This window comes from Pseudoxanthomonas sp. 3HH-4 (genome assembly GCF_006716465.1).
In the GTDB taxonomy this organism is placed as follows: domain Bacteria; phylum Pseudomonadota; class Gammaproteobacteria; order Xanthomonadales; family Xanthomonadaceae; genus Pseudoxanthomonas_A.
The window spans coordinates 317,929-330,173 of the sequence record NZ_VFPB01000005.1 but is presented as its reverse complement, the minus strand read 5'-3'; the positions used below and the strand labels follow the sequence as shown (position 1 = coordinate 330,173).

General features: G+C 65.6%; 7 protein-coding genes. 5 read left to right on the top strand and 2 right to left on the bottom strand.

The annotated features are described in order from the left end of the window. Positions 1–4: 4 nt before the first annotated feature. Positions 5–2,149 carry a bifunctional (p)ppGpp synthetase/guanosine-3',5'-bis(diphosphate) 3'-pyrophosphohydrolase gene (locus tag FB548_RS15950; protein ID WP_142125779.1) on the bottom strand — a complete coding sequence of 715 codons (2,145 nt, stop codon included), beginning with the start codon at positions 2,147–2,149 and terminating at the stop codon, positions 5–7. A 77-nt stretch (positions 2,150–2,226) separates the two neighbouring features. Between FB548_RS15950 and FB548_RS15945 the strand changes: the two genes are divergently transcribed. After that, positions 2,227–2,739: a hypothetical protein gene (locus tag FB548_RS15945; protein WP_255470588.1), complete on the top strand. Its 513-nt coding sequence runs from the start codon at positions 2,227–2,229 to the stop codon at positions 2,737–2,739. A gap of 20 nt (positions 2,740–2,759) precedes the next feature. Next, complete coding sequence (locus tag FB548_RS15940) at positions 2,760–3,236, top strand: hypothetical protein (RefSeq protein ID WP_142125777.1); 477 nt, start codon at positions 2,760–2,762, stop codon at positions 3,234–3,236. A 15-nt stretch (positions 3,237–3,251) separates the two neighbouring features. Here the strand turns inward: FB548_RS15940 and hrpA are convergent, their stop codons facing one another. Continuing rightward, positions 3,252–7,373, bottom strand: a complete 4,122-nt coding sequence (hrpA, locus tag FB548_RS15935; protein WP_142125920.1) for an ATP-dependent RNA helicase HrpA — start codon at positions 7,371–7,373, stop codon at positions 3,252–3,254. A 93-nt stretch (positions 7,374–7,466) separates the two neighbouring features. Between hrpA and FB548_RS15930 the strand changes: the two genes are divergently transcribed. From FB548_RS15930 to FB548_RS15920, 3 genes are all read left to right on the top strand, one after another. After that, the gene (locus tag FB548_RS15930) at positions 7,467–8,021 is read left to right on the top strand and encodes a Dps family protein (RefSeq protein WP_142125776.1); all 555 of its coding nucleotides are present in this window, start codon (positions 7,467–7,469) and stop codon (positions 8,019–8,021) included. 112 nt (positions 8,022–8,133) lie between these two features. Continuing rightward, positions 8,134–10,164 carry a VCBS repeat-containing protein gene (locus FB548_RS15925; protein WP_221625981.1) on the top strand — a complete coding sequence of 677 codons (2,031 nt, stop codon included), beginning with the start codon at positions 8,134–8,136 and terminating at the stop codon, positions 10,162–10,164. 41 nt (positions 10,165–10,205) lie between these two features. Next, the gene (locus tag FB548_RS15920; protein WP_185742143.1) at positions 10,206–12,224 is read left to right on the top strand and encodes a VCBS repeat-containing protein; all 2,019 of its coding nucleotides are present in this window, start codon (positions 10,206–10,208) and stop codon (positions 12,222–12,224) included. The last annotated feature ends 21 nt before the right edge of the window (positions 12,225–12,245 follow it).

Sequence of the window (12,245 nt, the reverse complement as noted above, 5' to 3'; positions counted from 1 at the left end):
CGAGTCAGCCTGAACGTCGTGCGTCTTCAACGCCCGGCAGCGCGTCCAACTTCCCGAGCAATGTCGACAACTGGCCGAAATCGGCCACCTTCAGACGCAGTCGCAGATGAACACGCCCGCTGGCACGGTTGCCCTGGCTGTTGATGTCCAGCACGTTGGCTTCTTCCTGCGCGATCAGCGTGGTGATGTCCTTGAGCAACCATTTGCGGTCAAGCGCGGTGACCTGCACGTCGACCTCGTAGCCGCCGCCCGCCTGCCCCCATTCCACCGGCAGCACCCGCTGCGGACTGGCCGCCGCGAGCCGGGCGAACGCCGCGCAATCGGCGCGGTGCACGGTGACCCCGCGCACGCGGGTCAGATAGCCCGCGATGGGTTCGCCGGGCACGGGCTGGCAGCAGCGCGCCAATTGCACGAGCAGGTTGCCGACGCCCTGCACGGTGAACTTCGATTTACCTGGCGCGGCGACTTTCCTCGGGGGCCGGCGCAGCGGCAGCGACGTTGGGTCGGGCTCGACGGCGGCGCGCTGCTCCTCGTGCAGCGCGCGGCCTACCTGGTGCGGCCCCACGTCGCCGAGGGCCACCTGGATGTAGAGCTCGTCGACGCTGTCGGCATGGAACTTCTTCGCCGCGCCGGTAAGGTCGGCGTGGTGCAGGCCCAGTCGCTTGAGCTCCTTCTCCAGCAGCTCGCGTCCGGCCTGCAGATTGCGTGCCCGGTCCAGCTTGTGGAACCAGGCCCGCACCTTGTCGCGCGAGCGTCCGCTCGCCAGGAATCCATTCGCCTGCAGCAACCAGTCGCGACGCGGCTCCGGTTCCTTCGAAGTCAGTATCTCGACGCGGTCGCCGCTGCGCAGCACATGATTGAGCGACACGATGCGGCCATTGACCTTCGCACCGCGCGTGCGGTGCCCGACCATCGTGTGTACGTGATATGCGAAGTCGAGCACGGTGCCGCCCTGCGGCAGGTCGACGACTTCGCCCTTCGGCGTCAACGCGTAGACGCGGTCCTCGACCAGCTCCGCATCCAGGTCGCCCGCCAGCGCGCCGTCGCCCGCGGCACCTTCGGCCGCCCCGTCCAGCAGCCGGCGCATCCACGCGATCTTGCGATCGAACGCATCGCCACCACCCTTGCCTTCCTTGTATTTCCAGTGCGCCGCCACGCCCAGCTCGGCCTGCGCGTGCATTTCGTGCGTGCGTATCTGCACTTCCAGCGTGCGGCCTTCGGGGCCCACCACGGCGGTGTGCAGCGACCGGTAGTCGTTGGCCTTGGGCCGTGCGATGTAGTCGTCGAACTCGCTGGGAATCGGCACCCACAGCGCATGCACGATACCGAGCGCGGCATAACAGGCAGCCACATCGTCCACGGCGATGCGTACCGCGCGCAGGTCATAGAGCTCGTCGAACGCCACCTGCTTGCGCTGCATCTTCCGCCAGATGCTGTAGATGTGTTTCGGCCGCCCGCTGACGTCGGCACGGATGCCGTTCTCGCCAAGAGCGGCGCGGAGCGCTTCGATGACCCCGCCGATGTAGCGCTCCCGCCCCAGACGCTTCTCGTCCAGCTGCGTGGCGATCTGCTTGTAGGTCTGCGGCTGCAGGTAACGGAATGCCAGGTCTTCCAGCTCCCATTTCAGTTGCCAGATGCCCAGCCTGTTCGCCAGCGGTGCATGGATGTCGCGCGTGAGCCTGGCCAGCGCCTGCCGCTCCTCCTCCGGCAGGGCGCCGGCGGCGCGCATGCGGGCCAGTTGGCGGGCCAGCAGGATCGGCACCACGCGCAGGTCCCGCACGATCGCCAGCAACAGCCGGCGCAGACCCTCGGTGTTCGCCCCGCGCGCCTGTTCCGCGTGCAGGGCCCACACCTGCGCCGCAGCGACCTGGCCTTCCAGCAGGTCGGCCAATCCGGGTGCCAGCCTGGCGACAGCGGGCTGCACGGCCGGCAGCCCATGCAGGATCGCCGCGAGAATGACATCGCCATCCGCGCCCAGCGTCGTCAGGGTATCCAGCGTGTCCGCCAGCACGCCCACCGGATCGGGCATGCCCTCGCCGGCGCCCGGTGCGGCCGAGGCGTCCGCGAGCGCGTGTCGCAGCGGTGCGGGCAGCGCCTCCAGGGCGGGCCTCTGCAGCAGCGTGGCGATGTCAGGATCGGGGGGGGTCATCGGGATTCGGCGTGGCGGTCAGTCGCCGCCAGAATGACTACACTACCGGCCAGTCGCCCAAGGGAACAACCATGAAGATGAGCCGCTTGTTTCTGTCCATCGCACTACTGGTGGCCACATCGCCGGTGTTCGCGCAGGACGCCGCGAAGGACGCGCAGCTGGGCAAGCTGCGCGAGGCGATGACCGACACGGAGTTCAAGGCGGCCGGCCTGGACAAGCTCAGTCCCGCCGAACTCGCCGCGCTGGACGAATGGTTGCAGCGTCGCATCGGCCAGCAGACGGCGCAGGCCGTACAGCAGGCCAAGCAGGAAGGCCGCAAGGAAGTTGAACAGGAGACGCGCGGCTTCTTCGATTTCGGCACCGCCGAACCCATCAAGAGCACCATCGTGGGGGCCTTCAGCGGCTTCGCTCAGGGCCGCCAGTACACGCTCGCCAACGGACAGGTCTGGGAGCAGGTCGAAGCGGTCTCCCTGGCCGGGGTGCGTCGCCAGGACCCCACCGTGAACATCACGCCCTCCCGCTTCGGCAACAAGTGGTTCCTGAAGATCGACGGCTACAACACCGCCGCCCCCGTCCGCCGCATCAAGTGATGCCCACCTCGAGGATGCCCATGCGCCCGAACCGCCTTTTCCTGCTCGCCGCACTGTTCGCCGCTACCCTGCCCCTGCAGGCCCGCGAGTACGTCGCCATCGAGAAGCGGCTGTCCGCGGACCAGATGAAAGCCACCGGCCTGGACCAGTTGACCGGGCAACAGCTCGACCTGCTCAACCGCCTGCTCAGCGACGACCAGCAAGCCGTCGTGAAGGCCGCACGCGAAGACAGCGCCACGAAGGTGCGCGGCGCTTCGTTCTCGGACGAAGGCGTCAAATCCATCTCCAGCGCACTGGTGGGCGAGTTGCGAGGCTGGACCCGCGGCACGGAGTTAACCCTCGCCAACGGCCAGCGTTGGCGCGTCACCGAGGGCGACTACACCTCGATGAAGCGCATCTCCAACGCGAACGTGACCATCACGCCGGGACTCGTGGGCGGCTGGTACCTGCAGGTCGAGGGACATGTACCCAGGCCCAAGGTCACCCGCATCGACTGACGTCCGCGACGTGCATCAACCGCGCAGCGCCTGCAGGCGCTGCGCGAGCTTCTTCGGCGACACGCCCGCGCGCGCGCCAAGCTCCTGGGCGAACACGGACACCCGCAGTTCTTCCAGTTCCCACCGCAACGCCTGCCAGCCGGCGTCATGCGCCACACCGGACGCATAGGCGCCCTGCAAGGCATCCACGAAGGGCTTGAGTTCGAGCATCCGTGCCTGGTCGCGCGCCGGATCGCGTTTGGCACGTTCGGCACGCAGCGTCATCGCCTTCAGGTAACGTGGCAGTTGCGCCAGCGCATCGGCGGGCGTCTCGCGCAGGAAGCCCGGATGCACCAGCGCCGCCAGTTGCTCGCGCAGGTCATCCAGGTTGCCGCGCGCCCATCCCATCAGCGGCGCCTCCAGCTGCGGCTTCAGCTCCGCCACGGCGGACAGGATGGCGTCCGCCAGCTTCAGTCGCTCCATCGCTTCGCCGAAAAGGCGCCTGCCGGCATCCTCGCGACGCTGCTCGAACGCGGCACGATCGCGGATGCTTTCCAGCCCCTCGACAAGGACCGCATTGAGCGCGGCATCGACGATGTCGCCACGCAGGCGCTCCTGCGATTCGATGCTGGCATACAGCAACCCTGTCTTAGGCGACACCGGCAACTGCTTGCGCGCCTGCTTCATCTTGTCGGCCAGCGCGAATTCCAGCAGGCGACGCACGCCAAGCGGATGCGCGGCCTGCGCCTGCGCGCGGTCGGCGAACACGTGCAGGGCCACGCTCTCACCGTCATCGCGCAACGCGGGATAGGCGGGCACGCCCGCCTCGCCCGGCACCTGCAGCGGAATCGCCTGCGCAGGGAACTCGCGCAGACCCGTCGCGGCCATCTCGCGGCCCGCACGCGCGGCGAACGCCTGCCCGGCGCGATCACCGAAGCGCGCACGCAAGTCCTCAAGATCGCGCGACTCGGCCAGCACGCGGCCTTCACCGCCACCACGCGGGTCTTCGCGCAGGCGCAGGTTCATGCGCAGGTGCGGCTCCAGCGCGGTTTCGTAGAAATCGAGGGCGGTCACGGCCACGCCGGTGGCGCGCGACAGGAAGCGCGCGAGTTCGCCGCGCATGTCGTCGGCGCTCGGCTTCGGAAACGCCTCGAAAAATGCCCGCGCGAAATCCGGCGCCGGCACATAGTTGCGCCGCATCGCCTTGGGCAGGCTGCGGATCAGGCCGGCCGCCTTGTCGGCGACGAACCCCGGTGCCAGCCAAGACAGCCGCGCCGGGTCGAGCGCATTGAGCAGGTGCAATGGCACTTCCAGCGTCACGCCGTCATCAGCCGCACCCGGCTCGAACTTGTAGTGCAACGGCAGCCGCGCATCGCCGAGGGCCAAATACTTCGGATAGCGATCCTCCTCGCTGCCTTCGCCGGGCAACAGATCCACGAGTGACCAGTGCAATGCGCGACGCTTGTCTGCCGGCAGTGCCTTCCACCAGGCATCCAGGCCGGCGGCGGAATGGAGGTCGGACGGCACGCGGTCGAGGTACCAGCGCGCCTGCCAGTCCTCGTCGGCGACCAGGCCGGCGCGTCGCAGCTTGGCTTCTTCCTCGCGGGCCTGCTCCAGCGTCTTCAGGTTGTCAGCCACGAACGCGGCGCGCGTATTGATCTCGCCCGTGACCAGGGCCTGGCGTACGAAGATGTCGTGCGCCTCGCCCGGCGCGATGCCGCCGTAGTGCACCGGCTTCTTCGGCGCCAGCACCAGTCCGAACAGGCTGATCTGCTCGGAGGCCAGCACCTGGCCCTGCGCGCGCGACCAGTGCGGATCGAAATGCTTGCGCAGCAGCAGGTGCGACAGTTCGGCGATCACCCAGTCCGGTTCGATCGCCGCCAGGGTCATGCCCCACACCTTCTGCGTGTCCAGCAGGTTGGCCGCCAACAGCCACGGCGGCGGTCGCTTGGACAGTGCCGAACCGGGAAACGGCAGGAAGCGGCGCTGCCGCGGCGCCTGGAAGTCGCCCTTTTCGGTGCGATGGCCGATCTGCGTCGGCAGGCCGGCGATCAGCGCGCGGTGCAAGGTCTGGTAGGCGCTGGCGCGCGCGCGTTCGCTGTAGCCGCCAGCGGCTGGCGCCTGGTCCTGCTGCGCGCGCGCCGCCACCGGCGCAGGTGCGACATCGGCCTTCCCTTCGCGGGCCAATCGTGCGGCGCGGTGCAACTGGCCACGTGTGGCCTTTACGGCCGCCACGTCATCGCGCGCGACCGGCGGCGCACGGCTACCGTCCAGCAACGGCGCCATCGAAGCATCAGCATCTTCTTCTTTCCAGCCCAGCTCCTCGCACAGCAGGCGCAACTGCCGATGCAGCTCGCGCCACTCGCGCATGCGCAAGAAGCCCAGGAAATGGCGCCCGCACCAGTCGCGCAGCTTCGACTGGGTCAGGTCTTCGTGGGCCTGCCGATAGGCATCCCACAGGCGCAGGACGCCGACGAATTCGGAGCGGCCATCGGCGAACTGCGCATGCGCGGCGTCGGCCGCACCGCGTGCATCCGCGGGTCGCTCACGCGGGTCCTGGATACCGAGGAAGGAAGCGATCACCAGCATCGGCCGCAGACAGCCCGCGGTCTGCGCGGCCACCAGCATGCGGGCAAGCTTCACGTCCACCGGCAGCCGCGCCATCTGCCTGCCGATGGCGGTCATGCGGCGTCCGCCGTCGATCGCGCCCAGCTCGGCCAACTGCTGCCAGCCATCGGCAACCGCACGCTCGTCCGGTGCTTCCAGGAACGGGAAGTCCTCGATCCGGCCCAGCCCCAGCTGCAGCATGCGCAGGATCACCCCGCCCAGGCTGGAGCGACGGATCTCGGGATCGGTGAACTCGGCACGCGACTGGAAATCGGATTCCGCATACAGCCGGTAGCAGATGCCTTCGGCGATGCGTCCGCAGCGCCCCTTGCGCTGATTGGCGCTGGCCTGCGAAATGGGCTCGATGTGCAGGCGGTCCAGCTTGTTCCGCGGACTGTAGCGTTTGACGCGCGCGAAACCGGGGTCGACCACGTAGCGGATACGCGGCACGGTCAGCGAGGTCTCGGCCACGTTGGTCGCCAGCACGATCCGGCGGTTCGGCCCCGGGTTGAACACGCGGTCCTGGTCCTGGTTGGACAGGCGCGCATACAGCGGCAGCACCTCGGTCTGCCGGTACTTGCGCCGCTCCAGCGCCTGGTGCGCATCGCGGATCTCGCGCTCACCGGGCAGGAAGACCAGCACGTCGCCGCGCGCATCCAGCCGGGTGATCTCGTCGACGGCGCCGACGATGGCATCGTTGACCGTGCGGTCGCCGCCGCGGTCTTCCTCGCCCTCGTGCCCTTCTCCTTCCAGCGGCCGGTAGCGGACCTCCACCGGGTAGGTGCGGCCTTCCACGCTGATCACCGGGGCATCGTCGAAGTGGCGCGCGAAGCGTTCGGTATCGATGGTCGCCGAGGTGACAATGACCTTCAGGTCGCGGCGCTTGCGCAGCAGCTGCTTCAGGTAGCCGAGCAGGAAGTCGATGTTGAGGCTGCGCTCGTGCGCTTCGTCGACGATGATCGTGTCGTAGGCCGACAGCCAGCGATCGCTGGCGATTTCCGCCAGCAGGATGCCGTCGGTCATGAACTTGATGTGGGTGTCCTCGCCGACTTGGTCGTTGAAGCGCACCTGGAAGCCCACGCCCCGCCCCACCTCGGTCTTCAGCTCCTCTACCACGCGCCGCGCCACTGCGCGGGCCGCGATCCGGCGCGGCTGGGTGCAGCCGATCATGCCGGCCACGCCGCGCCCGGCCGCGAGGCACAGCTTGGGCAGCTGGGTGGTCTTGCCCGACCCGGTTTCGCCCGCGATCACCACCACCTGGTGGTTGCGGATCAACTCGATGATGCGCTCGCCCTCGCGGGCGATCGGCAGGGACTCATCCAGCGTCACGGCCGGCACGGAGGACTTGCGGCGTTCGCGGGTGGCGATGGACGCATTCAATGCCTGTTCGAAGGCCTGCCGTAAGCCGGCATCGGCCGGCTTGCCCTGCCAGCGTGACCACAGCCCGTGCAGGCGGCCGCGATCACGGCTCAGGGCGCGGTCGAACGATCGCCGCGCCTGATCGAGGGCGGCACGGTCGGGGCTGGCAGGGGAAGGGTCGCGGGACATCATCATCTTTACAGCAAGCGCTTGAAACTTTTTGCTCACGCCACATGTTCTAGTGTGTCTATTGTGCCGTCTCAACCCACCCTCAGGAGAATCCGCATGGCCAAGCCGAAGACAAAGCCCGCCAAAACCAAGGCCGCGCCCGTCACCGCGCCGCTCGCATCGGCCCCGTCGGCGCCGAACATCGATATCGGGATCAGCGGAGGCGAACGCAAGAAGATCGCCGACGGCCTGTCGCGTTTCCTGGCCGACAGCTACACGCTTTACCTGAAGACCCACAATTTCCACTGGAACATCACCGGCGCGATGTTCAATTCGCTGCATACGATGTTCGAGACGCAGTACACCGAGCAGTGGATGGCGCTGGACGAGATCGCCGAGCGCATCCGCGCGCTGGGGTTCAACGCACCGGGTTCATACCGCGAGTTCGTGAACCTGACCTCGATTCCCGAAGAACCGGGCCTGACCGACAGCGCCGACTGGCGCGAGATGGTCCGCCAGCTGGTGATCGGCAACGAGGCCGTGTGCCGCACCGCGCGCAAGGTGCTGGACATCGCCGACGACGCCGATGACGCGCCGACCGAGGACCTGCTGACGCAGCGCCTGCAGACCCACGAGAAGTACGCCTGGATGCTGCGTTCGCTATTGCAGTAGCCCTCGTCCCGTAGCGGCCACCCAGAGGTTGGGTGGCCGCCCCCTTGCACGGAGGGCGGTACGCTATATTGGCCCCCGGCTCCATAGGGCCGATCGCAGGGGTGCGTACAACGTGAATACACTGAAATTGATAGGCGGGGGCCTGTTAGCTTCCGCTTGTTGCTGTGTGTCGGCGACTGAGTATCGTCTTTTTCTGTCCCAGAACTTGAATCTTCCTGGACAAGTGATCGCCAATGTGGCGCTGGGCGACGTGAATGGCGATGGATTGGACGATATCGTCGCGACGTCGCGCAGCGAGCAATATCTGGACGGCGCGTTCGCGCATCTTGTCTCGGTTTTCATCAACCGGAACGGCTCGTTCCAGGCTACTCCGCTGCAGATACCCACTTACCGCGGCTTCGTCGAAAGCAATCCCATCCTGCTGGAAGATCTCGACCATGACGGGAAGGCCGAAATCATAGTAGGCAAACTCAAGGGCATTGCAGTCCTGCGAGAGACGGTACCAGGCCAGTTCTCCCTCACACCCCATGAAGGGATTAACGAATGCCGCTATGCGGTGTCCGGCGACCTGAACAGCGATGGCAACACGGACGTCATTTGCCATGACTGGAAGACGTCCGCGAACGTATTCCTGGGCACGGACGCAGCGGGCTTCCGTAACAGCGTCTACGTGCCGACACCTGCCGGCAACTACACGGACAGTTACAAGCAGATGCAGTTGAAGGACGTGACCGGCGACGGAGCGCCGGATTTCCTGATTACCGCCTCGTCCGTCAACAGCTTTTTCGTTCACGAGAACGATGGGTATGGCAACCTGCTCACTGCGCGCGCCTACCCACATCCAAGAGGCATGACCGTCTGGCCGGCCTCGATCGAGGCCCTAGATATCGATGGAGATGGTGCAACCGAGATTGTCACCGCGAACCCCTACAACCAGCCGGATGCCCGCCTCTACGTCTACCGCCGCCAAAACACGGGCTTTTTTGAGCTCTCGACCAGCCTGCCTCTCCATGACAGTACGACGGCACTCCGTGCCCACGATGTGGATGGAGATGGAGACGAGGACCTGGCTGCCGGGCATTTCGAGTTCAATGCCGTCGGCTGGCTGCTGAACGAGGATGGCCGACTTGAGAGCGAGAGGCTCTCGACAGCCACTGGCTTCGCCGGGCACGCCAACGCCATCGCCCTTGGTCGCATCGACGGCGATGATTGTGCCGACATGGCTGTAGCGCTGACTGGGGCCATCGCAATCGGCCGAGGAATCTGCGTACTCCGCATCAGGGCCGACTACAACGGCGACGAGCGATCGGACATTGCCTGGCACAATCGGGGCAACGGACAGGGCTCCTTGTGGTACTCGGCCAACGCCCAGACCCAGCGCAGCCTGCGCACGGTCACGGACAGGGCGTGGACCGTCGCCGGTCGCGGGGATTTCGATGGGGACGGCTCTTCCGACCTGCTGTGGCGCAACAGCACCACCGGCGCCAATGCGATCTGGAAAGGCGGCGACTATGCCTGGCAGATTCCCGTCACTACCGTTACCAATACCCAGTGGGCGGTGGCCGGGATAGGAGACTTCAATTTCGATGGCAGGGACGACATTTTCTGGCGCAACGCCAGTACCGGCGCCAACGTCATCTGGCATTCCGGAGACTCGACTACGCAGCAATCCGTAATGGGCGTATCCGGAAACAAGTGGCAGGTCGCGGACATCGGCGACTTCGACGGCGATGGTCGGGACGACGTCCTTTGGCGCAACACCAGCACGGGCGCCAACACCATCTGGAAAGCCGGCAACTATGAAGCCCAGCAGCCGATGACCCCGGCGATGACGGCCTGGAGAGTCGCGGGATCCGGCGACTTCGACGGCGATGGCCGGGATGACGTGGTCTGGCGCCATGCAACCACGGGAGCCAATGAGCTATGGCCGGGAGGCAATGCCACCAGCAAGATCTCACTCACCAGCGTGACCAACCTCGCCTGGCAGGTCGTGGCAGCCGGCGACTACGACGGTGACGGGAAGGACGACCTCCTGTGGCGCAATCCCTCCAATGGGCAGAACGTCATATGGAGATCGGCCAACTACAACCAACAGCTCAAGGTCGACCCGCGAACGGGCGCCGACTGGAGGGTTACACCGTGATCGCACACTCCGCCCTCCGTCACTCCATTTTCAAGCCCACGATGAAGTCGTCGATCAGGGCGGCGATTGCTGCCATCCTCTTCATCGCTTGCGCTTTGTTGTCCGCGCATGCATCAGCGAGACACATCGATTTCCTGGAATCCTGGATTTACTTCGACTTCAATGCCACTCCCGCCGTGACTATCGGCGACGTGAATGGGGACGGGCGTGAAGATCTCGCCCTCTTGCTCAACCTTGATGGCACCCCTGAATTGCAGGTTCACCTGCAGAACTCATCAGGCAGCCTCGGCACGGGCATGCGACAGGGCCCCCTGCGGAATGCCGACTACACCACCGCGCGAGCAGTCGATCTGAATGCCGATGGCAGAAAGGAAATCATCGTCGGCCTTGAGCGCGGGTTACTCGTATACACGTGGGATGGCAACGGTGGGTTCCGTGCAACTACATATGCATCCGATGCGGGCTGTCCCTACGCTGCCACCGGCGACCTGAACCTCGACGGATTCCCTGACGTCGCATGCCTGGACCACCAAGGCGTTGCCAGCCTCTACATCAACAACACACGATCAGGATTCGCGCCGTCCACCAGCTTCCAGACGGCAGGACTGGGCCATTTCAATAGTGCATCCCACGTGCAACTGAAAGATGTCACAGGCGACGGATGGCCGGACATGTTGATCGCATCGGGCATGACCAACAGCTTCTTCGTATACCCCAACCACCGGATGGGAGGCTTCTGGCCAGCATACGCTTACCCGTACCCGGAAGACGTCGATCTCTACTCCCATACCATCGAGGCAATGGACACGGATGGCGACGGATCGCTGGAGATAATCGTCGCGAAGACATGCAATTCGCCGTGCCCACGGATACTCGTTTACAGGCGCACCAGCAATGGAAGCTTTACGCTCGCGAAGCGCCTGGAGACCTACGACGGTCCGGGAATGCTCCTGGTGCAAGACCTCGATGGTGATGGACTCGACGATCTCCTGGTAAGCCACTCTGGCTGGTTTGCGGTGGGGCGATACATGTCCGTGAACGGCCAACTGGCGAGCCACGAGCGTCTTGCTCCCATCCGTACAACCCACGGGACGAACATCATGGCCTTGGGGGACCTCAACGGAGATGGATGCAACGACATCGTGACCGGCGGCCTCAGCGTCCAGATCAATTTCGGCGTTTGCCTGTCCGGGGCTGCAGCCGACTACAACGGCGACGAGCGATCGGACATTGCCTGGCACAATCGGGGCAACGGACAGGGCTCCTTGTGGTACTCGGCCAACGCCCAGACCCAGCGCAGCCTGCGCACGGTCACGGACAGGGCGTGGACCGTCGCCGGTCGCGGGGATTTCGATGGGGACGGCTCTTCCGACCTGCTGTGGCGCAACAGCACCACCGGCGCCAATGCGATCTGGAAAGGCGGCGACTATGCCTGGCAGATTCCCGTCACTACCGTTACCAATACCCAGTGGGCGGTGGCCGGGATAGGAGACTTCAATTTCGATGGCAGGGACGACATTTTCTGGCGCAACGCCAGTACCGGCGCCAACGTCATCTGGCATTCCGGAGACTCGACTACGCAGCAATCCGTAATGGGCGTATCCGGAAACAAGTGGCAGGTCGCGGACATCGGCGACTTCGACGGCGATGGTCGGGACGACGTCCTTTGGCGCAACACCAGCACGGGCGCCAACACCATCTGGAAAGCCGGCAACTATGAAGCCCAGCAGCCGATGACCCCGGCGATGACGGCCTGGAGAGTCGCGGGATCCGGCGACTTCGACGGCGATGGCCGGGATGACGTGGTCTGGCGCCATGCAACCACGGGAGCCAATGAGCTATGGCCGGGAGGCAATGCCACCAGCAAGATCTCACTCACCAGCGTGACCAACCTCGCCTGGCAGGTCGTGGCAGCCGGCGACTACGACGGTGACGGGAAGGACGACCTCCTGTGGCGCAATCCCTCCAATGGGCAGAACGTCTTATGGAGATCGGCCAACTACAACCAACAGCTCAAGGTCGACCCGCGAACGGGCGCCGACTGGAGGGTTGTGCGATAGAATAAACGCGTTGGCGAAACG